Genomic DNA, 26019 nt, shown 5'->3' on the forward strand with positions numbered 1-26019 from the left:
TCACTAGTTCGTTTCCACCGGCACCGTCTCCGGCACTGCCGCCGGATCCGTCGGCGTCTCCGCCTCCATATCCAGCGTCCTGATCCCGTTCATGTCGATGAATTCGTCGTACAGCCACTCGCCGTCGACCTGGCTCAGGCCCGCCGGCACGGCGCGCGTGACTTGCGGGCGCGTCGACAGGGCCGTGCGCATGTAGTCGATCCAGATCGGCATGGCCAGCGAGGAACCGAATTCGCGTCCGCCCAGGGACTTGGGCTCGTCATAGCCCATCCACGCCACCGCCACGATGCCGCCGCCATAGCCGGCGAACCAGCCGTCGACGGCGTCGCTGGTGGTGCCCGTCTTGCCGGCGATGTCGCTGCGGCCCAGTTTTTTCGTCGCCGCCGCGCCCGTGCCGGTGCGCGTGACTTCGCGCAGCATGCTGTCCATCACGAAGGCGTTGCGCGGGTCCAGCGCCAGGGTCTTCTCGTCGTTCGGCGCGGGCGGCTTGGTCTGCATCAGCACCGCCCCCTTGGCGTCGACGATGCGGTCGATCAAATACGGTTCCACCTGGTGGCCGCCATTGGCGAACAGGGCGTAGGCGCCCGCCATCTGCACGGGCGTGACGGAACCCGTGCCCAGCGCCATGGTCAGATTGCTGGGCTGGCGGGCCGGGTCGAAGCCGAATTTTTCCATGAAGTCGTGCGTGTACGATACGCCCAGCGCGCGCAGGATGCGCACCGAGGCCACGTTCTTCGATTGCGCCAGCGCATAGCGCATGGTGATGGGGCCGTCGAACTTGAAGTCGTCATTCTGCGGCGCCCATACCTTGCCGCCCGCCTGCATTTCCAGTGGTACGTCGTTGATCAGGGTGGCCGGCGAAAAGCCTTTTTCCAGCGCTGCCGAATACACGAAGGGCTTCATGGCCGAACCGGGCTGGCGCCAGGCTTGCGTCACGTGGTTGAATTTTTGCAGGTTGTAGTCGAAGCCGCCCACCATGGCGTGGTAGGCGCCCGTTTCCGCGTCCAGCGAGACGAAGGCGGCGGCCACCAGCGGCACTTGCGTGATGGCCCAGTTGCCCTTGGCGTCCTGAGTGATGCGGATCACGGCGCCCGGGCGCAGCTTGATGCCGGCGCCCGCCTTGGCGGACAAGGCGGGGGCGGCAAAGCGCAAGCCTTCGCCCGTGATGGCCTTGGCGTCGCCGTCGCCGATGTCGGCCACCACCTTGCCGCTGGCCACCTCCGTGACGACGGCAGCGATCAGGCCGTCGCTGTCCGGGCGTTTTTGCAGCGCAGCATCGATGGCGTCGTCGCGCTGCTCGGCCTCAAGCGGCATGTCGATGAAGGTTTCCGGGCCGCGGTAGCCGTGGCGCTGGTCGTAGGCGATGACGTTGCGGCGCGTCGAGGCGTAGGCCGCATCCTGGTCCGCCTTCAAGATCGTCGTGTAGACGCTGATGCCCCTGGTGTAGCTGTCTTCCTTGTACTGCGCATACACGGCCTGGCGCGCCAGTTCGGCCACGTATTCGGCGTGCGTGTCGAAACCCTGCTTGCCGCGGCTGTTGATATGCAGCGGCTGCGCCAGCGCCTGCTGGTACTGGCCTTCGCTGATGTAATCGAGGTCGCGCATGCGCTTCAACACCAGTTGCTGGCGCGCGTGCGCCTTTTTCGGATTGCTGATCGGGTTGTGGCGCGAGGGGTTTTGCGGCAGGCCCGCCAGCATGGCCATTTCCGCGATCGACAGTTCGGACAAGGGCTTGCCGAAATACGTTTGCGCCGCGCTGCCGAAGCCGAACGAGCGCTGGCCCAGGTACATCTGGTTCATGTACAGCTCGAGAATCTGGTCTTTCGACAGGGCCGACTCGATCTTCAGGGCCAGCATGATTTCATTGAGCTTGCGCGAAGCGACTTTTTCGCGCGTCAGGAAGAAGTTGCGCGCCACCTGCATGGTGATGGTGGAGCCGCCGCCGTGGCCGAAGCCGTGGCGCAGATTCGACAACACGGCGCCGCCGGCGCGCACGAAGTCGATGCCGTGGTGTTCGTAGAAGCGGCCATCCTCGATGGCCAGCAGGGCCTTCTTCATCATTTCCGGCACTTGCGCAATCGGCACGAAGTCGCGGTGCTCTTCGCCGAATTCGCCGATCAGCACATTGTCGGCCGTGTACACGCGCAGCGGGATCTTCGGCTGGTAGTCCGTAATGACGTCCAGCTCGGGCAGGCGCGGGCGCACATACAGGAACAGGTAGGCGGCCAGCAGCAGGGCGGCGGCCAGCGCGGCGCAGCCGGCGATGATGAAGCCGCGCACGGTGGCGCGGCGGGAAGGCCAGGGGAATCCGGTTCGTTTGGCAGTCAAGGCAGTCTCACGTGAGCGTGCAAGGCACGGTGGCAGCGATTATAGACCAATGCGCCGGCGCTTCCCGCGCGGGCAGGGCGGCGGGCGGGCCTCGGGGACCGGGAGCAAAAAACCTTTTCATCGAAACGCGGCTGTGCGATAGTCTCGGCTTCAAGAAAATAGCCCGGGCGTCAATCCGGGCTGTTTATTTTTAAAAATTAAGGAAATATCCATGGCAAAAGATGCAACACCGAGCGTCGTGAGGCCCTACATCCCGGCCGATGCGAAGCTGCCCGAGATGACCTTCCGCGCCCTGTTCATGGGCGTCATCCTGGGGATGGTCTTCGGCGCTTCCTCGCTCTACCTGGTGCTGAAAGTGGGCCTGACCGTCAGCGCCTCGATTCCCGTCGCCGTGATCGCCATCACCCTGTTCGGCCTGGCCAAGAAGGTGGGCGGCAAGGATTCGTCGATCCTGGAAAACAGCATCACGCAAACGGCCGGTTCGGCCGGCGAATCGCTGGCCTTCGGCCTGGGCGTCACCATGCCCGCCATCCTGATTCTCGGCTTCGACCTGGAAATCTCTAGAGTCATGCTGGTCGGCGTCCTCGGCGGCCTGCTGGGCATCCTGATGATGATCCCCATGCGCCGCACCATGATCGTCGACCAGCACAAGGAACTCAAATTCCCCGAAGGCACGGCGTGCGCCGAAGTGCTCAAGGCGGCCGCCACGGAAGAATCGCGCATCGCTGCGGGCGAAAGCATCGAGAAGGATTCGGCTGCCGCGCTGGACGCCAAGCGCCGCGCGAAGATCATCTTCGGCGGTTTCGCCGTCGGCTTGCTGTATAAAGTGTTCAATATCTCGTTCAAGGGCTGGAAGGATACGCCGGGCGTGGAATTTGCCGCGCCGCTGAAGGGCGGCTCCATCGGCGCCGAGATTTCGCCTGAATTGCTGGGCGTGGGCTACATCATCGGCCCGCGCATCGCCGCCACCATGGCGGCCGGCGGCGTGCTGTCGTACCTGCTGTTGATCCCGATGATCAAGTTCTTCGGCGACAGCCTGACCACCGTGCTTTCGCCGGGCACCAAGTTGATCAGCGAAATGGGCGCGGATGACGTGCGCAGCGCCTACGTGCTGTACATCGGCGCGGGCGCCGTGGCCGCCGGCGGCCTGATTTCCCTGGTGCGCGCCATGCCCATGATCTGGCGCAGCCTGTCGGCCGGCCTGAAAGGCATCGGCAAGGGCGTCAAGAGCGACTCCACCCTGCGCACGGACCAGGACATCCCCCTGAAATGGGTCGTCATCGGCTGCCTGTCCATCATCGCCGTGATCACCTTTGCCACGCCGCTGCACATGAATTTCCTCGGCGCGCTGCTGATCCTCGTCTTCGGCTTCCTGTTCGCCACCGTGTCGTCGCGCCTGACGGGCGAAATCGGCTCGTCGTCGAACCCGATTTCCGGCATGGCCGTGGCCACCCTGCTGTTCACTTGCCTGATCTTCCTCATCATGGGCTGGACGGGCGGACGTTACTATGTGACGGCCCTGTCGGTGGGCGCCATCGTCTGCATCGCCGCCAGCAATGCGGGCACCACGTCGCAAGACTTGAAAACGGGCTACCTGGTGGGCGCCACGCCGCGCCTGCAGCAGTATGCGATCCTGGCGGGCGCCTTGTCGTCCGCCCTGATCCTCGGTCCGATTCTGCTGAAACTGAACGAGGCGAGCACCGTCTATGTGCCGGCCGCGCAAGTGGCGCCTGGCCTGACGGTCGATGCGTCGAAGCTGACGGTGACGGGCGAGCTGCATGGCCCGCAAGCCGAGACGGACCACAACACGTATAAAGTCTGGCAAAAGACGGATACCGTGGGCGGCCCGGCCGGCAAGTATTTTGTGAAGGAAGATGGCCAGCTGGCTTACCTGGTCGATCCGGGCATCAATGGCCATTACAGCAAGCGTCCCGACGGTTCGGAAGTCAAAAAATACGATGCGCCGAAGGCCGTGCTGATGTCCTACATCATCAAGGGCATCCTCGACCAGCAGCTGCCGTGGACCCTGGTGCTGTTCGGCGTGATGATCGCCGTGGTGCTGGAAATGGCCGGCATCCCGTCGCTGGCGTTTTCGGTGGGTGTGTATTTGCCCCTGTCGTCCACCTTGCCGATCTTCGTCGGCGGCCTGGTGCGCTGGCTGGCGGACCGCCGCAACAACAAGCTGGAACACAACGCCAAGCTCAATGAAGAAGAGCGCCAGCTGGCGGGCGACCGTAGCTCGGGCGTACTGCTGGCGTCCGGCTACATCGCCGGCGGCGCGCTGGCCGGCATCATCATCGCCATTACGGCCGGCGTGTTGACGCACTTCGACCAGATGATGGCCGACTGGGCCGAGCACGGCAACCCGTTCTACGCGGGCCTGCATTCGGATGCGTTGTCGCTGTTGCCGTATGCGCTCATCATCGTGCTGCTGTATATCGTGGCGCGCGAGAAGAAAGCGGGCAGTTCGCAGGCTTGATGTCATAGCCACTCCAAGGAAAACCGCCCGGATCGCACCGGGCGGTTTTTTTATGCGCGCGCATGAGGCGATGGCTGCGATACGGGCCGCGCCGCCAGTTGCGCCGCGCTCGCGTAGATCGTTACGTGCTCGGACGCCAGTTGGCACAGGTGGTCATAAAACGCCTGCGCGGGTATGCACCACGACGCCGCGTCGCCCACTTGCCCGTTGACGCGCAGGCCGGCGGCATCGAATTCCCGCTGAAAGTACTCGCGCAGATCCTCCCGGCCAGGATGGTCGATGCGGCGCCGTGCGACTGCCGGATCGAAAGGGCGCACGGGCACGTCCCAGCGCCGGCCGGCGTGGTCCAGGCAAGCCAGCAGCCTTGTCTCGTCTTCCCACACGGGCACGGGAAAGGCCTCGCCCATGGCGTCTTCCAGCGCGTGATAGAAGGTCACCGGTCCCATGGAAATGCCCAGGCCCAGCACCTTCGCGTGCTCGCAGCCGATGAAGCGCTGCCAGGGAGAGCCCATGCCGAAGGTCGAGGGCGCGCGGTGGTGCGCTTCGGTGAGGTTGGCGGCATGGCGGCCCCACGCGCAGACGGAGTGCGTCGGGTGGATGCTGCGCCGGACACCGGGGCTGGCAAGGAAGGCTTCCGGCAGGCGTCCCATGTGCGTGCCGTGGCGGCGCGGGTCGAATACATAGTCCGGCATGGCGCAGGCGGCGCGCACGGTGCCGCCCGGCAGATAGTAGGCGGGCAGCAGCAGGGCGCCTTGCGGGCCGACGGCGTCCTGCAGGGCGGCTATCACGGCTGGCGCGCCGCCTTCCACATAGCCCAGGCTTTTCAGCGAGGAATGCACGAACAGCGTATCGCCTGGTGCGATGCCCAGCCGCTCCAAGCCGGCCGCCAGCCCGGCGCGCGTCACGTGGGGGGCATTCTGGCGCACATGCCGGGCGCCGGCGGCGCGGCGCCACGCTTCCAGCGCGGCCCTGGCGGCGCGTTTTGCCTGTTCAAGCATCGCCTGTTAACCGTTCTATTTCCACTTCCAGCAGGTTGGCATCGATGCAGAACTTGGCGGCCCAGTTCAGGTAAGCCCAGGTGCCGTAGTCGCCATCGACGGGAAACGAGCCCTTGACGCCGCCGCGCGCGTGCGCGGGACCGTCGATGCTGATCGCGCGCCGCACGTAGCGGTTCAGGCGGCGCCCCGCGTCGAGGTAGGGCCGCTCGCCCGTGAGCCGATACAGCAGGAACAGACAATGCGCGTTTTGCGCCGAACCCGTGAGGCAGGCGTAGTTCGCTCCCGGCTGGAAGTCCGGGCCGAGGCGGCCGGCCAGGTAGCCGTCGGCCGCCACGGCCCTGGCGACGCTCTTTCCCGTGCGCGCGGCGGCGTCGAGCAGGTCGGCGCGCGCCGAAAAGCGGTGCGCTTCGAGCAGGCCGCGCAAGGCGTAGCCGATGGTATGGGTCAGGGGCAGGAGCGGGTTGTCCAGGCAGTTCGACGCGAACCAGCCATTGGAGCGCTGTTTGGTCAACGCCCAGTCCACCTGGCGCAAGCCGGCCGCGCCATAGCCGTGGCCCGGCGCGACGCGGTCCGCTTCGAACAGTCCCCATGCGACATGCGTTTCGTAGGCCTTGTCGCCGGCGCTGGCGAACGGCGTCGGATGGCGGCGCCAGCAGCCGTCCGCATCCTGGCTGTCGCGCAGCCAGCTTGCCGCGCGATGCATGGCGTCTGCATAGGGCGCGCCGTACGCTGCCACGCCGGCGGCCAGGCCGAGCAGGATCTGGCCCGTATTGAAAGTGACGGGCACGCGCGGCGTCGAATCGATCTTCCCGCCCTGGAATCCGCCTTGCGCGAACTGGATGGCCAGGCACCAGTCGAGCATGCGCCGCGCGCGCCCGTGCAGCGCCTCATCCCCAGCCTCGTCGCCCGTGCGCTGCGCCAGGGCGATGAGGGTGGGGATGATGTAGCCGGTGGTCTCCGGATAGGAACTCGACCACCCTGTGATCAGGCTGTAGTCGCGCGCGACGCCGCCGTCGTTTGAGCTGGAATGGTCCTGCGCCGCGCATAGCCAGGCCGTGCAGGCCTTGACGACGGCTTGCGGGCCGGGGTCGAAGGCGGGCAGGCCGCGCCGGTCCGACAGCCGCTCCATGCGCGCCGCCGCCGGCAGGCTCGCCTGCGGCGACAGCGTGTTCCTGATCTTCGTGAGCAAGGTGCGCATGGCAGTCATGGTCGTAATGGCAGCAGTGGCGTGGTGGTTGGCACAGGCTACTGTAGCGCCGGCAGGCGGTAGGGTTATTGACTTGCCGCAAGGATTGGCCGTCGCATCGCTGCCGCCGGAATTGACGCATAATAGACACTTCACCGTTGTCGACGAGGCCCGCCATGAACAGCGTCACGCTTGAATACACAGTCGTCACCAATCCCGACGCGTTCGTCGGCTTCAAGTATTACGTGAAGGCGGGGCAGGCATTCGATGCCGATGATTTCGCCTACTCCTACAAGCTGAAACGTTCCGACCTGGACCCGGACAGCGTGCTGGCCACGCGCGAGGCGGCGGCGAATTTGCAGCCGGGCGAGTGGCTGAGCGTGTCGCATTCGATTGCGGTGTAGCGCGCAGGTTGCGGGCTTCCTCCCGTCGTACTTTGGCGGCCCGGCAAGCGGGAGATATCGGCGCTGCGGACCGCAAGACCGGAACCGGCTGTTACGTCGGAAGCCAGCGCCAGGGCCGGGTATCGTCGGCACGGATCTTGTCGAGATGCCCACTTCTGCCTATAATTGAGAATAATTCTCATTAAGTTTGCGCTGCCCGCCAGACCCGCCGCTCCATGTCCGCCGACCACGTCTCCCTGCATGATTTCGATGACATCGCCATTCTGTATCGCCAGCACCATGGCTGGTTGCGCGGCTGGCTGCAGCGCAAGGTGGGCAACGCCTTCGACGCGGCCGACCTGGCGCAGGCCACCTTCCTGCGCGTGCTCGCGCCGCAGGGGATGCAGGGGGTGCAGGAGCCGCGCGCCTATCTGACGACGATCGCCCGCAACCTGCTGATCAACCATGTGCGCCGGCGCGCCATCGAGCAAGCCTACCTCGACGCCCTTGCCCTGATGCCGGAGCCGGTGGCGCCGCCGCCCGAAGTGCGCCTGATGTTCCTCGAACGGCTGGTGGAGCTGGACCGGCGCCTGGCCGGGCTGCCGGCGCAGGCCCGGCAAGCCTTCCTGCTGGTGCAGCTCGACGGCATGGGGCAGCAGGAGGTCGCCGCCGAACTGGGCATTTCCCTGTCCACCGTCAAGCGCCATCTGGCCAGGGCGGCCCTGCGCTGCTTTTTTCCGGAGCAGCACGATGGATGAAGAGGCAAGCCTCGCCCTGGACGGAACGGGTGCCGCGGGAAGCGTGGCGCCCGCCGTGGCGCGGCGGGCCGTGCAGTGGTGGCTGGCGCTGCAGGGCGGCGACGCCACTGCCGCACAGCTGCAGGCATGGCAGCGCTGGCGCGCCGAGGAAGCCGAACATGAGCGGGCCTGGCAGCGCATCGAAGCGGTCAGCGGCCAGCTGGCCGGCATTCCGCCGCCGCTGGCCAGCGCCGCCCTGGCCGCGCCCGCAGGCGCGCAGCGGCGCCGCGCGGTGCGCCTGCTCACGGCGTTGGTGGTCGCGGGCGGCAGCGCCGCCATGCTGCGCCAGACACCGGCGTGGCAGTCGTGGAACGCCGATGCCAGCACGGCCACGGGCGAGCGGCGCACGGTGCGCCTGCCGGACGGCGGCACGCTGGTGCTCAATACCGATAGCGCCATCCAGCTGCGCTATGACGCCAGCGAGCGCGCGGTGCAGCTGCTGCGCGGCGAGGTGCTGCTGCAGACGGCGCCCGATGCGCAGCAGCGGCCCTTCCGCGTGTACACCGCCGACGGCACGGCGCGCGCGCTGGGCACGCGATTCATCGTGCGCCAGCACGCGGGCTTCGTGCAGGTGGGCGTGCTGGAGGGGGCCGTCGAGCTGCGGCCTGCGGCGGCCGACGGCCAGCCACGCGTGCTGCGGGCGGGCGAGGAGGGCAGTTTTACGCGCGACGGCGTGGGCGCGGCGCATGCGCTCGATGCCGGCGCCGGTGCCTGGGCGGACGGTATGCTGGTCGCCGCGCACATGCGCCTGGACGATTTCCTGCTGGAGTTGTCGCGCCACCGGCGCGGCCACCTGGGATGCGATCCGGCGCTCGCGCACATGCTGGTGTCGGGCGCCTACCCGCTGGCCGATACCGACAGGGTGCTATTGGCGCTGGTGGAAGCCTTGCCCGTCGAGCTGCACTACCTGACGCGCTACTGGGTCACCGTGCGGCCGCGCGCGGCGAAAAAATAGACTGAAAATACATGGACTGTTTTTGCACGCTGCCTTGTCAAGGGAAGTGAGGGCGCAGGTATTGGCCCGTTCCACCCATCCCATGATACGAAGGCATGCCATGAACAACCGCAGTACATTCCCCCCATCCACGCGCTTGCTGGCCATGACACCGCTGGCCCACCTGGTGCACGCCCTGTGCCTGGGCGCACTGGCCAGCCTGGCCGGCGCGCCGGCGCAGGCGCAAACGGCCGGACAGCCCGCGTCCTTGCGCCATTACGCCATCCCGGCCGGGCCGCTGGAAGCGACATTGAACCGCCTGGGACGTGAAGCGGGCTTGCTGATCGCCTTTGGCTCGGCCGCGACGGAAGGGCTGCGCAGCGGCGGCGTCAGCGGCAGCTACACGGTGGACGACGCGCTGGCGCGGGCGCTGGCCGGCACCGGGCTCGCTGCCGTGCGCACGGCCGGCGGCGGCTATGCGCTGCGTGCCGCCGCCACGTCCGCTGCCGGCGGGGCGGCGGATGGCGTGCAGATGATGGCGCCCGTGACCATCAGCGCGCAGGCGGAAGGAGAAAACCCGTGGGGCAGGGCCAGCGGCTATGTGGCGCGGCGGGGCAGCACGGCCACCAAGACCGACGCTTCCCTGCTGGAAGTGCCGCAATCGGTCTCCGTCATCACGCGCGACCGCATGGATGACCAGGGGGTGCGCACCCTGAACGACGCCATCCAGTACACGGCCGGCTTGCGCAGCAACACGGCAGGCGCCAATCCTGCCGACGACAGCCTGTCGGTACGGGGCTTCAGCCAGTTTTCGGGCGCGTTCTACCTGGACGGCATGCGCCTGATGCCGATGGGGACGCTGGGCTTTTTCGGCGTGGAGCCGTACGGCGCCGAGCGCGTGGAAGTGCTGAAGGGGCCTTCGTCCGTGTTGTACGGCCAGAACGCGCCGGGCGGCATCGTCAATTTCGTCGCCAAGCGCCCCGCGGCGGACCAGGTAAACCAGGTCGAACTGTCGCTCGGCAGCTACGCGCGCAAGCAGCTGGCCCTCGACGTGGGCGGCAAGCTGGCCGACGACGGCAGCCTGCAGTACCGGCTGGTGGGGCTGGCGCGCCAGGCGGACCAGCAGATCGATTACATGCAGGACGACCGCTACTATCTGGCGCCCAGCCTGACGTGGGCACCGAGCGCCCGCACCAGCATCACCTTATTGGGCTTTTTCCAGCAGAATCGCGCCATGCAATCGTCGAACGTGCAGTGGGAAGCCTTGAACGGCAGCAATCCCAACGGCCGCCTGCCGCTGACGCGATTCCTGGGCGAGCCCGGCTTCGACCACGAGGAAACGCGCGTCGCGTCGGCGGGCTACGCGGCGCGCCACACGTTCGACAGCGGGTGGACGCTCCGGCAGAACTTCCGCTTCCTGCACGCGAATAACCATGAACAGTACATGTTTCGTTACGGTAACTTAATCGACCATGCGGTCACCAACCGCGAGATCGATACGCGCGACGGCAAGGGCAGCGTGTATTCGCTCGACACCAGCGTGACGGGCCAGGTGGCGACGGGCGCGCTGCGCCATGAGGTGGTTGCCGGCATCGATTACAGCCGCAGCAGTACTTCGTTCAGCTCGTATATCGCCGACGGTCCGCAGATCGATATCTACCGCCCCGTCTACGGCGGCGCGCTTGACCTGGCGGCGCTGGCGCCCGATGCCCTGCGCCGCGAGCATAACCGGCAGCTGGGCGCCTACCTGCAAGACCGCATGCAGTACCGTCAATGGGTCTTCACCGTGGGCGGTCGCCAGGACTGGACGCGCCAGGAACAGCGCAATCTGCTGGTATCGCCGTCGACCACGACGGTGCGCAAACCCACGGCATTCACGGGCCGCGCCGGCATCACCTACCTGGCGGCGAACGGCCTGGCGCCTTACGCCAGCTACAGCGAATCGTTCTCGCCCGTCTCCGGCGCCGACCGCCTTGAGCGGCCGTTCGAGCCGGAAACGGCCCGGCAAGTGGAAGTCGGCGTGAAATACGCGCCTGGCGCGCATCTGTCCGTGACGGCCGCCGCATTCGAACTGCGCCGCCAGAACGTGCTGACGACGGACCCGGACGAGCCGAATTTCTCCATCCAGCAGGGGGAGGTGCGCTCGCGCGGCATCGAACTGGAAGTGGCCGCGCAGCCGGGCAGTCAGCTGAAACTGCTGGCGTCCCTCACCTACAACCCCCTGAAGGTGACGAGGGCGAATCCGGACATGTGGGGCACGAACGTGCAAGGCAAGTCGCCGTATGAAGTGCCCCGGCAGATGGCTTCCGCGTGGGCCGATTACGCCTTCGTTGGCGGCTTGCGCGGCCTGTCGGCCGGCGCCGGCGTGCGCCACGTGGGCGCAAGCTGGGGCGACGCGGAGAACACCTTCCAGGTGCCGGCGTTCACCTTGGCCGACCTGTCGCTGCGCTATGACCTGGGGCAGGCGCGCAGCGACTGGCGCGGCTTGAGCGTGAGCATGACGGTGAAGAACCTGTTCGACAAATACCATGTCGCCTCGTGTTTCTCGGCGCGGGCCTGCAATTACGGCGAACAGCGCAATGTCGGCGTGCGCGTGGCCTACCTCTGGTAGCGCGCAGCCTTACGCAGGCGCGAACCAGGCGCGCAATTCCGCCTCGGCCCTCTGCGCCGTTGCCTGCGTCAAGGTCAGCACGATGATCTTTTCCCGCGCCGGGCGGTGCCCGTCGCCGCCGGCCAGCTCGATGGCTTGCCCGAAGCTCGTGTAGCAGGGGCCGAACTCCTGCGGGCATTGCTGCACGATGCGCGCCGCCTTGCCGGCATTCCGGTCCGCCAGGTTGACGATGGGATTGCCGTCATAGAACGGTTGGCCATTGGCGAACGCGGTCCGCAGATACGGCGTGCATTGGCCGTCGAGGAAGGCCAGGCGCGCCTGCCAGTACGCTTGCAGCGCCGCATACGTGGCCTGGTCCTCGAGAAAATCGGCAAACAGGAAGTCGTTCATATGGTTTCCTCGGCTAGATGCCGAACACTTTCAAGATGGCGTCCGTAAAACCCTCGAACCAGCTGCTCGCCTTGCCCGGCTGCTTGCCGTGGCGCGGGGTTTCTTCGTACAGGTAGACGCCGTGCTCGCCGTCGAAGCGGTCGTTGAGCAAGGCTTGCTGGCCGCGCAAATACGGGATGAAGGTTTCGCTGCGCAGGGTCGAATACAGCACGTCGGTGGTGAAACCCAGGGTGGCGGACTGGCTGATGGAGCGTCCCTGGCCGGCCCGTTCCAGGCGCACGCCGCGGCAGCCGCGCACGAGCAGGGTGACGGGGCCGCGAAAGACGATGAAGCGCAGCTGCAGGGTGAGCCATGCATGCAGGCTGGCCAGGCGCCAGTGGCTCGATATCGCCAGCGGCTGATTCGAGTCGCAGACCAGGCCCACGAGTCCCCGTGGCTGGAATACCAATGCGCCGCCGGCCGGCAGGTGCACGACGGCCACTTCCAGCAGCGGGTCGTCGCTGGCGGAAATCGTCACGCACGCTTCCTCGTCGCTGTGCAGGCGGGTCAGCGCCAGCATGCCGGCGGCCAGGCTGGTGAACGGGAGGCGCCAGTCCAGCAGCCACTGCGTGCGCTTGTGCGTGCTGACGGGCGACGATTGCAGGTATTCGGGATGGATCAGCATCTGCTGCCCGGGCTGCAGCAGCAAGCCATGCGAGACGGCGGAAATGCGCGACTCTCCATGCGGCGGCAGGGGCAGTGAATTGCCCGCGACCTGCAGTTCGCGCGCGATCGACAGCGGAGGCAAACGGGAAGCGAGGGGCGCCAGCACGAAGTAAAAGAAGGCCTTGATGGCGGCGGGCAGCAGGATGGCCGACAGTACCAGCAGGGCGGCCGTGGGCGCCACGTCCATGACGGGCGCGCGCCAGCGCCCGATCCAGTTGCGCGCCAGTTGTCCTTCACCGGCCGCGATGGCCTTTTGCACGGGCGCCAGGGCGCCGCTCAAGGCTTGCTTGTCGATGGCAAATGGCGCCGGGCGGGCGGCGTTGCCGGTGCGGGCGCGCTGCGCCGCCCAGGCCTGATACGCTTGCAGGTTGATCTCGCGCAAACGCTGACCCTGCGCTTCCAGCTGCGACAGCTGTGCGTAGGCGTCGCTGCCGGGCAGGCGCGCCGCCAGCGGGTGCTGTGCTTCCAGCTGCCGGCGCTGCTGCAGATTATTTTGCAGTGCAGCATATGCGCCCACGTGTTCCGCGTGCAGGCGCGCCAGCGTGTGCCGCGCATCTTCGCCGCTGATCGCCGCCTGCAGGGCGGTCAGATAGCGGGCTTCCTGCGCCAGCACTTCGATCTCCACGCGGCGCGCCGCTTCCTCCTGCGCGTGCCGGGCCAGGGTGTTCGCGTCGGGCAGGGGAATAGTGAATAGCGACGCTTGCTGCCGCGCGCGCAAGGCCGTCAATTGCGCCTGCACTTGCGCCAGGCGCGCGGCGATGGCCGTGTGCGAGGCCGTTTGCAGGGCGTCGACCCGCGCCGTGGCGGCAGCGGCCAGGCCGGCGCCATGGCTGTCGGCGCCGTCGGCGGCCAGCCTGAGCACGGCCACGGCCTCGCTGCCGGCGCTGTAGGCGCGCCATTCGGCCAGCAGCAGGCGTCCGGCCAGCAGGATGACGATGAACAGGACGAACTGCAGCGCGTGGCGCAGCAGGAAGCGCAGGATGGCCGTCAGCAGCTGGCGCAAGGAGGAATCGCCTTAGTTCGCCGTACTATCGGCGTCGGCGCAGCATTTTTTGTATTTCTTGCCGCTGCCGCAGTGGCACGGGTCGTTGCGGCCCGTTTTCGGCACTTCGCGCAGGACGGTGGCGCCGGGCTGGCTTTGGGCCTGGCTTTTCAGGTGGCGCTGGCGCGCCCAGGCCGCGTTGATGGCGATCACGGACGGAATCACGCCATCCATGGCCGTTTCGGCCGCATCGTCGTCGAGCTCGCTGGCCGTGGCCAGGTACTGGAACGGCGCCAGGTACTCCGGGTGGCTGACGGCCAGGGCCGCCCACTGGGGCTTGTCCAGGCTCGTGCCCAGGACAAAACCGGCGCACCAGGCGGGCACGCTCCATTCGGGGCCGCAGACGTAGATGGGCTCGAAGCTGTCCGGGTCCTTCGCCAGCCATTCGACCATGTAGGCATGGTGGCGCTGCGCCAGGCTGGCCGCCCGTTCGCTGGCCTCGTCCTGTGCCGGCAAGGCGCTGCCGGCCGCCTTGTCCCAGACCCAGGGCAGCCATTGTTCCGGCGCGATCTGTTTCGGGCTCAGGGCGACGGCCGTGAGAAAACCTTCCAGCATCGACACATCCATGGCACGGCCGGCCAGGGCGGGCGCGGCCAGCAGGGTGTCGAGTTCGGCGTATTCGTCGTCGGAGAGGGGCGTGGTGGTGGAGATGCTGGACATGGAATTTTTCAGTAATGTGGGTGGATGGCCGCTGGCCCTGGCGGTATTGTACCGTCCGGCACGGGGAAAACGGCTGCTGGAATGAAGAACGGCGGCCCTCAGGCCGCCGTTTTGATCTACAACAAGACGCTTACTTCACGCCGTGCATCAGTTTGTTGATCAGCGGTGCGATCAGGAACAGGATCACGCCGGCGCCCAGCAGGGACCAGAAGCCGAAGGTGTAGCCGGACAGGGCCGACTGTACCGACATGCCGCTTTCGCCGCTGACGTGGCTGGCGAAGATGCCGGACAGGTTGTTGCCGATACCGGTCGACAGGAACCAGCCGCCCATGCCCAGGCCGACCAGGCGTACTGGCGCCAGCTTGGTGACCATCGACAGGCCGATAGGCGACAGGCACAGCTCGCCGATCGATTGCAGCATGTACACGGTCGCCAAGGTCCAGAACGGGATCTTGTTGTCGGCGCCAACCAGGCTCGACAGTGCGAAGATCAGCAGGCCGAAGGCCAGCGCATTGCCCAGCAAGCCCAGGCCGAATTTGCGCGGGATCGATGGATTGACGTTGTGGCGCGCCAGGAAGACCCAGACGGCGGCGATGATCGGCGCAAAGACGATGATGGCGACCGAATTGACGGTCTGGAAGTAGGCGGTCGGGAAGATGGCGAAGCCCAGGTCGCGGTTGACGATCTTGTCGGCCAGGAAGGTAAACGAGCTGCCTGCCTGTTCGAAGAACATCCAGAACAGGATGTTGAAGACGAAGATCAGCAGCATGGCGATGACGCGGTCGCGCGCCACTTTACCGTTGCGTATGCCTTCGATCATCAGCATCACGGCCAGGCCGACGAACAGCACGGTCAGGACGATTTGCAGCTTTTCAGCGCCGACGGTCAACAGGAAGTACATCAGCGGGATCACGCACAGGGAGCCGACGGCCACCCAGACGACGCGCATCGGGCTGCCGGCACCGGCTTCCGGTGCGCCGATGCCCTTCAGGGCGCGGCGGCCGATGGCGAACCATACCAGGCTGATCAGCATGCCGAAACCGGAGGCCATGAAGACCATCTTGTACGCAGGCATGTCGCTGGTGCCGAAGATCGACCCGGCCAGCCATTGCGTAAAGACAGGGGCGACCATGGCGCCCATGTTGATACCCATGTAGAAGATCGTGAAACCGCTGTCGCGGCGCGGATCGGCCGTCGTGTACAGCTTGCCGACCATGGTCGAGATGTTCGGCTTGAACATGCCGTTACCGACGATCATGGTGGCCAGGCCCAGGTTGAAGATGTCCTGGTTCGGTACCGAGATGCAGAACAGGCCGGCAGCCATGAAGACGGCGCCCAGCAGGATGGAGCGCTGGTAACCGATGACCCGGTCGGCGATGTAACCGCCGAACAGGGCGCCGGCGTACACCAGCGCGAGGAAGGAACCGTAGGTAAGGTTGGCCGCTGCCTGTCCCGAACCGTCGCCGCCGTGGAACTGGGCCACGATGTACAGTACCAGCGCCCAGCGAACTCCGTAGAACGCGAAGCGTTCCCAGAATTCAGTCATGAACAACATCCACAATGGGCTTGGATGGCCCATAATCTGCTTGAACTCGGGAATAACGGCTTCCTTGTTGGGCGTAGTCGCACCGCTCATGCGGTTCCTCCTGAAAAATTATTATAGTCAATCGATACAACGAACTTATGGAAGCCTGCGGGCGGCGGGGACTCTCATGAAGAACCTCACGCACGGGAATTCCAATAGGCTGGCATTCTAATCTACAAATTGCGCTGAGCGAAGATTTCGATTCGCATTAGCAAGAATGACTGTTTCATATTGGTCAAACCGGTTTGCAGGCAAGGGCGGCCCCGGCGATTTTGCGGCGGCACAGCACAACTTGCCTGACTTGTCGTATATTGAGGCTGCAAGACCTTCGAGCATCGATTTTTAAAGGGATTTTTCGCATTATGGAACACGACGTTATCGATACTCTGGTTTCACCGGAAGGCCGCCTGGACGTGCTCTCCAAGACTGAAGTCAACAAACTGCTCGACACCAGCCAGGGCGGCCTGTACAACACTTTCCGCCGCTGCGCGCTGGCGGTCCTGAATTGCGGCAGCACCATCGACGATGGCCGCGCCCTGCTGGAGCGCTACCAGTCGTTTGAAATCTCCATCATTCAGCGCGAGCGCGGCATCAAGCTCGACATCAAGGGCGCGCCGGCCATCGCCTTTGTCGACGGCAAGATGATCAAGGGCATCCACGAGCACCTGTTTGCCGTGCTGCGCGACATCATCTTCGTCAGCGATGAAGTGACGGGCAACCCGAAATTCGACTTGCAGAGCACGGAAGGCGTGACGGACGCCGTCTTCCACATCCTGCGCAACGCCAACGTGCTGCAAACCCAGCTCAACCCGAACCTGGTCGTGTGCTGGGGCGGCCACTCGATCAACCGTGCCGAATACAATTATTCGAAGGAAGTGGGCTACCAGCTGGGCTTGCGCGGCCTCGACATCTGCACCGGCTGCGGCCCCGGCGCCATGAAGGGCCCCATGAAGGGCGCCACCATCGGCCACGCCAAGCAGCGCCTGCACAATGGACGGTATCTCGGCATCACCGAGCCGGGCATCATCGCGGCCGAGTCGCCGAACCCCATCGTCAACGACCTCGTCATCATGCCGGACATCGAAAAGCGCCTGGAAGCGTTCGTGCGCGCGGGCCACGGCATCGTCGTGTTCCCCGGCGGCGCCGGCACGGCCGAAGAGATTCTGTACATCCTCGGTATTTTGTTGCACCCAGACAATGCCGAGATTCCATTCCCGCTGATCTTCACGGGTCCGGAAACGTCGCGCGAGTACTTCGTGCAGATCAACCAGTTCATCAGCGACACCCTGGGCCCGGAAGCGCAGCAGCGCTATAAAATCATCATCGACGACCCGGAACTGGTGGCGCGCGAAATGCTCGAAGGCATCCGCCAGGTGCGCGAATTCCGCAAGGCGCACAGCGACGCGTATTACTTCAATTGGCTGCTGAAGATCGACCACGAATTCCAGAAGCCGTTCCAGCCCACGCATGAAAACATGCGCAACCTGAGCCTGCACAAGAACCAGCCCACGCATTTGCTGGCGGCCCAGCTGCGCCGCGCGTTTTCGGGCGTGGTGGCGGGCAACGTCAAGGATGACGGCATCCGCTCGATCGAAAAGCACGGCAACTTCGAGATCCACGGCGACAAATCCATCGCCGGCCCCATGGACGCGCTGCTCGCTTCCTTCGTGGCGCAGCACCGCATGAAATTGGCGGGCACGGCGTACGTGCCTTGCTATACCGTGGTCCAGTAAGTCGTTTTTCAAGCAGCGCCGCCCGCCCCCTGGGTTTGCCGGGGGAGGGCGGCGCCTTTTCATCCGCGTTCCCAGCCATGCCCCCATCGTGTTCCTTCGCCGCCACAGGCAATCAAATCGCTTGCGTCATCGATTCGTGGGTGCTATCTTTGGAACCGGTTCCAAAATAAAAATATGCATATCAACAGGTAGTGGAGAGCAACCTTGGATTCAGTACGCGGCAATAAAAAGACAGTCTCCGGCGAGCCGGCGCGGCCCGTGACCATCGCGCAGGTGGCGCGCGAGGCGGGCGTGTCGAAGACGAGCGTGTCGCGCTTTCTCGGCGGCGAACTGGACGCCCTGTCCGAAAACATCCGCCAGCAGATCACCAGCACCATCGCGCGCCTCGGCTACCAGCCGAACCAGATGGCGCGCGGCCTCAAGCGCGGCCGCACGCGCCTGATCGGCATGGTCGTGGCGGACATGCTGAACCCTTACACGGTGGCCGTGCTGCAAGGCGTGGAAGCGGCGTGCCAGCAACATGGCTATACCTTGATCTTGTGTAATACCGGCAATGACGAACAGCGGGAACGCCAGTCGCTTGCCGCGCTGCGCTCGTACAGCGTGGAAGGGCTGATCGTCAACACGCAGGGGCGCAACATCCAGTCGTCCGACTTGCAGCAGGCGGGCATGCCCATCGTGCTGGTCGACCGCCGCATCGAGGGTAGCGATTTCGACCTGGTGGGCCTGGACAATGTGCAGGCGGGCCGGCTCGCCACCGCGCATCTGATCGAACAGGGTTTCGACGCCATCGCCTTCGTCGCGCCGCCCTTGACGGGCGTCAGTTCGCGCCTGATGCGCGCCGAGGGTTTCCAGGCCGTGATGGCCGAACATCCGGATTGCGTGGGCGAAGTGCTGGCGGTGGACCTGGACGACCGGCCCTCCATCGACGCGCAGGTGCGTCTATGCCTGGCGCAGTGGCGCGGCCGTCGCGTGGCGCTGCTGGCGTCGAACGGCATGGTGGCGCTGGAACTGGCGCTGATGCTGCAGCGCCTCGAATTGCGGATGCCGCAGGACGTGGGCTTGCTGGGTTTTGACGAATTGCCGTGGTCGCCGCTGGCTGGCCTGAGCACGATCGAGCAGCAGACCTATGAAATCGGCTTTTCGGCGATGACGTGCATGCTGTCGCGCCTGCAGGGCGATCAGTGCCCGCCGCGCGAGGTGCTGTTGCCAGGCAAGTTGATTGCGCGCAATTCCACCCGGAGCGGGGAAGTGCGCAAGGACGGCGATTGACGGGAAGAGGGCGCATGCCCTTTTTTTTGGAAAGGTAATGGAACCGGTTTCATGAATTGTATTCACACTGGAAAGGGGCGTGGATAGTCAGGCAGGGCAATGGCAGGAGGTTGGTACGACACGGCAAGAGACGATCTGAATCGTCCATTTGACAATATTCCCGGAAGCGCCTCGACGAGGCCGGTACCGGGATCACAGGAGACGGAAACATGAAGATGACGACACTGTTCTATTCGAAAATACTGGCTTGCGCACTGGCAGCCACGTGCGCCCTCGGCGCGGCGGCCGATGCCGGCGCCCAGACGCTTGGCGACTTGATCAAGAAAGGCAAGCTGACCATCGGCGTGGTCAGCGGCACGCCGCCGTTCGGCAGCATCGACGCCAAGGGCGCGCCCGTCGGCTATGACGTCGACGTCGCCAACCTGATCGGCAAATACCTGAACCTGCCCGTGGAAGTGGTGCCCCTGACGGCGCCGTCGCGCGTGCCGTCGCTGGAATCGGGCAAGGTCGATTTCCTCGTGGCAACTTTGGCACCCACGCCGGAACGGGCCAAGACCCTGATGTTCACCATGCCCTACAGCGCGTTCGAACTGGCCATCGTCGCGCCGGTCGGCGGCAAACTCAAGGTCCTGGCCGACTTGAAGGGCAAGAAGGTGGGCGTGACGCGCGGCACCACGAATGACACGGCGCTGAGCCGCATGGCCCCGGCCGGCACCAGCATCGTGCGTTTCGAAGATGACGCCACCGTCACCCAGGCCTTGCTCAGCAAGCAGGTCGACGCCGTTTCGATTCCCAGCACGATGGCGCTCGACATCATCAAGACGCGCGGCGCGGGCAAGATCGAGGTCCGCTTCGCCTACTCGCTGCAGCCCAACTCGATGGCCGTGCGCCGCGGCGACTTCGAGCTGCACCAGTGGCTCAACAACTTCATCTACTACGTCAAGCTGAACGGCGAACTCGACGCCATCGCGCGCAAGTGGAGCGGCGCGCCGCTGCCGGCGCTGCCGACCTTCTGATACCGCGACCCGCACAGGGAGAGTGCTCGTCCGCACGGCGCGCCGCCATGGTGGCGCGGCCGGGGATGCGCACGTAGACAAGGAGTTGAGTATGCCGTATGAATTTCATTTCGAACTCGTCATGCAATCGCTGGACCGCCTGCTGTGGGGCGCGGCGCTGACGATACGCCTGAGTGCCCTGTCCATGGTGCTGGGGCTGGCGGTGGGCGTCTGCGCCGCCGTCATCCTGAAGAATGGTCCCGCCTATGCCCGCGCAGTGGTGCGCGCGTATGTCGAGATCATCCGCAGCACGCCGTTCCTGGTGCAGTTGTTCATCATCTACTTCGGCTTGCCGTCGCTGGGCCTGCAGCTCGACGCGAACGGCGCCGCGCTGGTCGCCATGACGGTCAACCTGGGCGCCTACGCGGCGGAAATCGTGCGCGCCGGTATCGGCGCCGTGCATCCGTCGCAGCTGGAGGCGGCGCAGGCGCTGGGCATGACGCGCTGGCAGGTGATGCGTCACGTGGTGCTGCTGCCGGCGCTGGAAAAAGTGTATCCGGCGCTGGCCAGCCAGTTCACGCTGATGATGCTCGCCTCGAGCGTCGTGTCGGCCATTTCCGCCGAAGAGCTGACTGCCGCGGCCCACCTGCTCGACTCGGAAACCTTCCGCAGCTTCGAGATCTACATCGTCGTGATGGTGCTGTACATCCTGCTGGCCCTGCTGTTCCGCTTCGGTTTCTGGGTGCTGGGCCAGATCGTCTTCAAACGCCGCCGCCGTCTGGGCGCGGTGCGCATGGGAGCATGACATGATCAGTGACTTTTCCTGGGATAACCTGCAATTCCTGCTCGAGGCCACGCGCTGGACCATCGGCCTGTCGCTGATCGTCTTTATCACGGGCGGCATCGCCGGCTTCGCGGTGGCGCTGCTGCGCACGGCGCGCAGCCGATTCCTGCGCTGCATCAGCGCCCTGTACATCCAGCTGATCCAGGGCACGCCCGTGCTGATCGTGCTGTTTTTGACCTATTACGGGCTGGCCCTGTTCGGCTACAAGCTGTCGCCGGTCATCGCGGCCGGCGCGGCGATGACGATCTTTGCCAGCGCCTACCTGGGCGAGATCTGGCGCGGCTGCATCGAAGGCGTGCAGCGGCAGCAGTGGGAGGCGTCCGCCGCGCTGGCGCTGAACCGCTACCAGCAGCTGCGCTACGTCATCCTGCCGCAGGCGCTGCGCCATTCGCTGCCGCCCACGGTGGGCTTCATGGTGCAGATCATCAAGAACACCTCGATCACCTCGATCATCGGCGTGGTGGAACTGACGCGGGCAGGGCAACTGGTCAGCAATGCGACCTTCCTGCCTTTCATCGTCTTCCCCATCGTCGCCCTGATCTATTTCGCGCTGTGCTATCCGCTGTCGCGCTACAGCCATTCACTGGAAAGGAAATTCCATGCCCATCGTTGAAATCGACCATATCAGCAAGAGCTTCGGCGCCAACCACGTGCTCAAGGGCGTGTCGTTCGCCGTCGAGCGGGGCCAGGTGATCGCCGTGATCGGCCGCAGCGGCTCCGGCAAGAGCACCATGTTGCGCTGTATCAATGGCCTGGAAACCATCGACAGCGGCAGCATCGTCGTGGCCGGCCACACGCTGACGGCGCGCCAGGAACATCTGCTCGACTTGCGCAAGGATGTCGGCATGGTCTTCCAGAGCTACAACCTGTTCCCCCACCTGACTGTGGAAGAAAACGTCATGCTGGCGCCGAGCATCGTCAAGAAGATGCCCGACGCCCAGGGCCGCGCCACGGCGCTGCGCGTGCTCAAGCAGGTGGGCCTGGACCACAAGCGCGAGGCCTATCCCGAGCAGCTGTCGGGCGGCCAGCAGCAGCGCGTGGCGATCGCCCGCTCGCTGGCGATGGAGCCGCAGGTGATGCTGTTCGACGAAGTGACGTCGGCGCTCGATCCGGAATTGACGCAGGAAGTGCTGAAGGTGATGGAAGAGCTGGCGCAGGCGGGCATGACGATGGTGCTGGTGACGCACGAGATGGAGTTCGCGCGGCGCATGGCCGACGTGACCGTCTTCATGCACCAGGGATTGGTGTGGGAGAGCGGGCCGTCGGAAGCCTTTTTCAGCAACCCGCAAACGCCCGAAGCGCGCCAGTTCGTCGGTGCGGGAGCGATCAAGTGAGCCCCGTCCTGGTGGCCGCGTCGGCCTACGGCGCAAGCAGGGTAAGGCAGCTGGGGCAAAGCCAGTTCATCGACGTGGTGGCCGATGCGGGCGGCGCCGGCATCGAGATCCGCCGCGAATTGTTTACTTCCGACTTGCCGGACCTGGCGCGCATGGGCGCGGCGGTGGCCGCGCGCGGCCTGTACTGCGTGTATTCCACGCCCATCGAATTGTGGGGTGCGGACGGCTTGCCGCAGCACGCGCTGCTGCAGCAGATGCTGGACGAGGCGGCGCGGCTGGGCGCGCGCTACCTGAAGGTGTCGCTCGGTCATTACCCGGCCGCGCCGGAGCTGGCGGCCTTGCACGCCCAACTGGCGGCCGCGCCCGTGGCGCTGCTGGTGGAAAACGACCAGACGGCCCACGGCGGCAAGCTGGCGACGATGGCGCGCTTCCTGGCGGCGGCGGACGAAGCGGGGCTGCCGGTGGGGCTGACCTTCGACATCGGCAACTGGCGCTGGGTGGGCGAGGATGCGCAGCAGGCGGCGCGCCTGCTGGCGCCGTACGTGCGCTATGTGCATTGCAAGGCTGTCCTTGACGACGGCGGAAGGCTGTCCGCCTGCGCCGTTTCCGACGCCGATCCGGCCTGGCGCGCCGTCTTCGCGCATTTTGCGCCGGGCGTGCCGCGGGCCATCGAATTCCCGCTCGAGGGCGCCGACCTGGTGGCCGAAACGGGCCGCTACATTCAGATGCTGGAGGCCGCATGATGGCGCAGGAATCGAATCAAGGGGCGCACGCGCTTGACGTCGTCACCTATGGCGAGGCGATGGCGATGTTCGTTGCCGAGGAAACGGGCGACTTGGCGGCCGTGGCGCATTTCACGCGCCGCCTGGCCGGCGCCGAGACGAATGTCGCCATCGGCCTTGCGCGCCTGGGCTTGCGGGTCGGCTGGCTGAGCCGGGTGGGCGACGATTCCTTCGGCCGCTTCATCCGCGCCAGCGTGCAGGCTGAGGGCGTCGATTGCAGCCGGGTCGTCACCGTCGCCGGCCAGTCCAGCGCCTTCCTGCTCAAGGAGAAGGCCGAGAATGGCGCCGATCCGCTGGTCGAATACTTCCGCAAGGGTTCCGCCGCCGGCCGGCTGGCGCCCGAGCACTTCGACCCCGCCTATTTCCTGTCCGCGCGCCACCTGCACGCCACGGGCGTGGCCGCCGCGCTGTCCGAGACCAGCCTGGCGTTCGCCGGCCAGGCGCTCGACTTCATGCGCGCCAACGGCCGGAGCGTATCGTTCGACCCGAACCTGCGGCCCTCGCTGTGGCCGTCGCAAGCCGTGATGGTCGAACAGATCAACCGCCTGGCCGCCAAGGCGGACTGGGTGCTGCCCGGCCTGGGGGAGGGAAAAATCCTCACCGGCCACGACCTGCCGCACGACGTCGCCGGCTTTTACCTGCGGCGGGGCGCGCGGCTGGTGGTCGTCAAGCTGGGCGCCGACGGCGCCTATTACCGCACGGCCGAGGGCGACAGCGGCATGGTGCCGGGCGAGCGTGTGGCCAACGTGGTCGACACGGTGGGCGCCGGCGACGGCTTCGCGGCCGGCCTGGTCAGCGCCTTGCTGGAAGGCTTGCCGCTGGCGCAGGCGGTAGGGCGCGGCAACCGGGTCGGCGCCTTCGCCATCCAGGTGGCCGGCGACATGGAAGGCTTGCCGACCCGCGCCCAGCTCGACGCGCTGGTCCCATCTTGAACCGAACAGGGGAAATAATCGTGAAAAAACATGTGGTTGTGTATAAAAAGCTGGCCGAACCGCTGCTGGCGCGCCTGCGCGCCGAATGCGAGGTGACGTATTTCGAGGCGATCGATGCGGGCAACCGCGCCGCCTTCGCCGCCGCCATCCGCGGCGCGCACGGCTTGCTGGGCGCCAGCGTGCGCCTGGACCGCGAATTGCTGGACCCGGCGGAAGGGCTGCGCATCATTTCCACCATTTCGGTGGGCGTCGACCAGTTCGACGTCGATTACCTGCGCGAACGGGGCATCTTGCTGGCCAATACGCCGGACGTGCTGACGGAAACGACGGCCGACACGATCTTCGCGCTGATCCTCGCCAGCGCGCGGCGCGTCGTCGAATTGGCCGAATTCGTCAAGGCGGGACGCTGGACGCGCAGCGTGGGCGAAAGCCAGTATGGCGTCAACGTGCATGGCAAGACCATCGGCATGCTGGGCATGGGCCGCATCGGCCGCGCCGTCGCCCGCCGCGCCGCGCTGGGCTTCGGCATGCAGGTGCTGTACGTGAACGGCGAAGCCGTGCCCGAGGTGGAGGCGGCGCTGGGCGCGCGCCAGGTGGCGCTCGACGACTTGCTGGCAGGGTCCGATTTCGTCTGCGTGGTGCTGCCGCTGACGGCGCAGACGGAACGCATGATGGGCCGGCGCGAGTTCGCGCTGATGCGCCCCGGCGCCATCTTCATCAACGGTTCGCGCGGGCGCATCGTCGACGAGGCGGCGCTGATCGAGGCGCTGCAGCAGGGCACCATCCACGGCGCCGGTCTCGACGTGTTCGAGCGCGAACCGCTGGCGCCGGACAATCCGCTGCCGCGCATGGCGAACGTGGTGGCGCTACCGCACATCGGCTCGGCCACGCACGAAACGCGCTATGCCATGGCGCAGCAGGCCGTGGACAACCTGCTGGCAGGCCTGCGCGGCGAGCGTCCGCGCCACCTGGTGAGCTAAGCACTGTATCCACAGACAGGAAAAGAGATGAAGAAGAAGGTAGTAGGGGCAATGATCATCGGCGCCGGCAGCGGCTTGTGCTGCGCGCAGTCGAACGTGGCCGTGTACGGCATCATGGACATGGGCGTGGTGTCCGAGAGCGGCGGCGCCGGCGGCAGGGTGCTCAAGCTGACGAGCGGCATCGCCAATGGCTCGCGGCTGGGTTTCAAGGGTAGCGAAGACCTGGGCGGCGGCATGACGGCGCTGTTTACGATGGATGCGGGCATCCTGGCCGACACGGGCGCCTCGGCCCAGGGCGGCCTGTTGTTCGGGCGCCAGGCCTTCGTCGGCCTGGGCGGCGCGGCGGGCACGCTGCGCCTGGGCCGCCAGTACACGTTCATCGACAGCAGCCTGGGGGCGCTGGACCCGTTCTACCTGGGTTTTGCGGGCAGGATGAGCAACGTCTTCACGGCCGGCTACATCAGCCGCGTCGACAACAGCATCACCTACAGCTCGCCCGTGCGCGGCGGCCTTTCCGGCGAACTGGCGTACGGTTTCGGCGAAGTGCCCGGCGACGCGGCGGCCAGGCGCTACACGGGCGCGGCGGCCACTTATGCCAGCGGGCCGCTGTATGTGCGCCTGGCGCACCAGGATGCCAACACCCTGTCAAGCGCGCTGGTGGCGGGCAGGGCGCGCAACACGGTGCTGGGCGCCACCTGGGACTTCGGCGTGGTCAAGGCGCATGGCGCCGTCGCCGTCAGCAAGAGCACGGCGGGTGCGGCCACCACGGTCGACAGCGCGGACCTGATGCTGGGCGCCACCGTGCCTTTTGGCCCGCACCGCGTCCTGTTCTCGTACGTGCGGCGCGACGACCGGCGCGCCGCCAACGGCGACGCTTCCCAGGTCGGCATCGGCTACACCTACGCGCTGTCGAAGCGCAGCACCTTGTACGCGGCTTACGCGCATATCGACAACCGCAACGGCGCCGCCTACGTGGTGGGCAACGCCACCGACAACGGCACCGGCAACCAGGCCTGGAACCTCGGCCTGCGCCACACTTTTTAACGGGA

22 protein-coding genes are annotated in these 26019 nt (G+C 66.1%); 15 read left to right on the top strand and 7 right to left on the bottom strand.

Annotated features, from left to right (window positions below; translation table 11 throughout):
- Window positions 1–3 precede the first annotated feature (3 nt).
- Window positions 4–2328: a penicillin-binding protein 1A gene (locus tag NCG91_RS01935; RefSeq protein ID WP_251348344.1), complete on the bottom strand. Its 2325-nt coding sequence runs from the start codon at window positions 2326–2328 to the stop codon at window positions 4–6.
- A 211-nt stretch (window positions 2329–2539) separates the two neighbouring features.
- On the opposite strand from NCG91_RS01935, the gene NCG91_RS01940 reads away from it, so the two are divergent.
- Window positions 2540–4807, top strand: a complete 2268-nt coding sequence (locus NCG91_RS01940) for an OPT family oligopeptide transporter (RefSeq protein ID WP_251348345.1) — start codon at window positions 2540–2542, stop codon at window positions 4805–4807.
- Between the two features lie 50 nt (window positions 4808–4857).
- Here NCG91_RS01940 and NCG91_RS01945 read toward each other — a convergent pair whose 3' ends face one another.
- Window positions 4858–5805 (bottom strand): AAC(3) family N-acetyltransferase, encoded by a 948-nt coding sequence (locus NCG91_RS01945; protein ID WP_251348346.1) that lies wholly within the window; start codon window positions 5803–5805, stop codon window positions 4858–4860.
- Window positions 5798–7003: a prenyltransferase/squalene oxidase repeat-containing protein gene (locus NCG91_RS01950; protein WP_251348347.1), complete on the bottom strand. Its 1206-nt coding sequence runs from the start codon at window positions 7001–7003 to the stop codon at window positions 5798–5800. The genes NCG91_RS01945 and NCG91_RS01950 overlap by 8 nt, the downstream gene beginning before the upstream one ends.
- Before the next feature lie 164 nt (window positions 7004–7167).
- Between NCG91_RS01950 and NCG91_RS01955 the strand changes: the two genes are divergently transcribed.
- From NCG91_RS01955 to NCG91_RS01970, 4 genes are all read left to right on the top strand, one after another.
- Window positions 7168–7395 carry a hypothetical protein gene (locus NCG91_RS01955; protein WP_251348348.1) on the top strand — a complete coding sequence of 76 codons (228 nt, stop codon included), beginning with the start codon at window positions 7168–7170 and terminating at the stop codon, window positions 7393–7395.
- A gap of 215 nt (window positions 7396–7610) precedes the next feature.
- Entirely contained in the window at window positions 7611–8132 is a 522-nt protein-coding gene (locus tag NCG91_RS01960; RefSeq protein ID WP_251348349.1) for a sigma-70 family RNA polymerase sigma factor, read from the top strand.
- Window positions 8125–9126 carry a FecR domain-containing protein gene (locus NCG91_RS01965; protein ID WP_251348350.1) on the top strand — a complete coding sequence of 334 codons (1002 nt, stop codon included), beginning with the start codon at window positions 8125–8127 and terminating at the stop codon, window positions 9124–9126. The genes NCG91_RS01960 and NCG91_RS01965 overlap by 8 nt, the downstream gene beginning before the upstream one ends.
- 100 nt (window positions 9127–9226) lie before the next feature.
- Entirely contained in the window at window positions 9227–11716 is a 2490-nt protein-coding gene (locus tag NCG91_RS01970; protein WP_251348351.1) for a TonB-dependent siderophore receptor, read from the top strand.
- Between the two features lie 9 nt (window positions 11717–11725).
- On the opposite strand, the gene NCG91_RS01975 is transcribed toward NCG91_RS01970, so the two are convergent.
- The 4 genes from NCG91_RS01975 to NCG91_RS01990 all read right to left on the bottom strand — a co-directional run bounded on the left by NCG91_RS01975 (window position 11726) and on the right by NCG91_RS01990 (window position 16149).
- Window positions 11726–12106: a hypothetical protein gene (locus tag NCG91_RS01975; RefSeq protein ID WP_251348352.1), complete on the bottom strand. Its 381-nt coding sequence runs from the start codon at window positions 12104–12106 to the stop codon at window positions 11726–11728.
- A 13-nt stretch (window positions 12107–12119) separates the two neighbouring features.
- Window positions 12120–13814 (bottom strand): hypothetical protein, encoded by a 1695-nt coding sequence (locus tag NCG91_RS01980; RefSeq protein WP_251348353.1) that lies wholly within the window; start codon window positions 13812–13814, stop codon window positions 12120–12122.
- A 12-nt stretch (window positions 13815–13826) separates the two neighbouring features.
- The gene (locus NCG91_RS01985) at window positions 13827–14513 is read right to left on the bottom strand and encodes a UPF0149 family protein (protein WP_251348354.1); all 687 of its coding nucleotides are present in this window, start codon (window positions 14511–14513) and stop codon (window positions 13827–13829) included.
- 130 nt (window positions 14514–14643) lie between these two features.
- Window positions 14644–16149, bottom strand: a complete 1506-nt coding sequence (locus NCG91_RS01990; protein ID WP_099667564.1) for a peptide MFS transporter — start codon at window positions 16147–16149, stop codon at window positions 14644–14646.
- 311 nt (window positions 16150–16460) lie between these two features.
- Between NCG91_RS01990 and ppnN the strand changes: the two genes are divergently transcribed.
- From ppnN to NCG91_RS02040, 10 genes are all read left to right on the top strand, one after another.
- Complete coding sequence (gene ppnN, locus NCG91_RS01995; protein WP_070254173.1) at window positions 16461–17831, top strand: nucleotide 5'-monophosphate nucleosidase PpnN; 1371 nt, start codon at window positions 16461–16463, stop codon at window positions 17829–17831.
- A gap of 204 nt (window positions 17832–18035) precedes the next feature.
- Window positions 18036–19103, top strand: coding sequence for a LacI family DNA-binding transcriptional regulator (locus NCG91_RS02000; protein ID WP_251348355.1), 1068 nt, complete (start codon window positions 18036–18038; stop codon window positions 19101–19103).
- 209 nt (window positions 19104–19312) lie between these two features.
- Window positions 19313–20119 carry a transporter substrate-binding domain-containing protein gene (locus NCG91_RS02005; protein ID WP_251348356.1) on the top strand — a complete coding sequence of 269 codons (807 nt, stop codon included), beginning with the start codon at window positions 19313–19315 and terminating at the stop codon, window positions 20117–20119.
- 91 nt (window positions 20120–20210) lie between these two features.
- Window positions 20211–20903, top strand: coding sequence for an amino acid ABC transporter permease (locus tag NCG91_RS02010; protein WP_251348357.1), 693 nt, complete (start codon window positions 20211–20213; stop codon window positions 20901–20903).
- Between the two features lies 1 nt (window position 20904).
- Window positions 20905–21555 carry an amino acid ABC transporter permease gene (locus NCG91_RS02015; RefSeq protein ID WP_251348358.1) on the top strand — a complete coding sequence of 217 codons (651 nt, stop codon included), beginning with the start codon at window positions 20905–20907 and terminating at the stop codon, window positions 21553–21555.
- Window positions 21542–22276, top strand: a complete 735-nt coding sequence (locus tag NCG91_RS02020) for an amino acid ABC transporter ATP-binding protein (RefSeq protein ID WP_251348359.1) — start codon at window positions 21542–21544, stop codon at window positions 22274–22276. Before NCG91_RS02015 ends, NCG91_RS02020 begins: the two co-directional genes overlap by 14 nt.
- Window positions 22273–23019 (top strand): sugar phosphate isomerase/epimerase family protein, encoded by a 747-nt coding sequence (locus tag NCG91_RS02025; RefSeq protein ID WP_251348360.1) that lies wholly within the window; start codon window positions 22273–22275, stop codon window positions 23017–23019. Before NCG91_RS02020 ends, NCG91_RS02025 begins: the two co-directional genes overlap by 4 nt.
- Window positions 23016–23990: a sugar kinase gene (locus NCG91_RS02030; RefSeq protein WP_285817004.1), complete on the top strand. Its 975-nt coding sequence runs from the start codon at window positions 23016–23018 to the stop codon at window positions 23988–23990. The genes NCG91_RS02025 and NCG91_RS02030 overlap by 4 nt, the downstream gene beginning before the upstream one ends.
- Window positions 23991–24010: 20 nt before the next feature.
- Window positions 24011–24970 (top strand): 2-hydroxyacid dehydrogenase, encoded by a 960-nt coding sequence (locus NCG91_RS02035; protein ID WP_251348361.1) that lies wholly within the window; start codon window positions 24011–24013, stop codon window positions 24968–24970.
- Between the two features lie 27 nt (window positions 24971–24997).
- The gene (locus tag NCG91_RS02040; RefSeq protein ID WP_251348362.1) at window positions 24998–26014 is read left to right on the top strand and encodes a porin; all 1017 of its coding nucleotides are present in this window, start codon (window positions 24998–25000) and stop codon (window positions 26012–26014) included.
- The last annotated feature ends 5 nt before the right edge of the window (window positions 26015–26019 follow it).

Source organism: Janthinobacterium kumbetense (assembly GCF_023703445.1).
Classification (GTDB): Bacteria; Pseudomonadota; Gammaproteobacteria; order Burkholderiales; family Burkholderiaceae_D; genus Janthinobacterium; species Janthinobacterium kumbetense.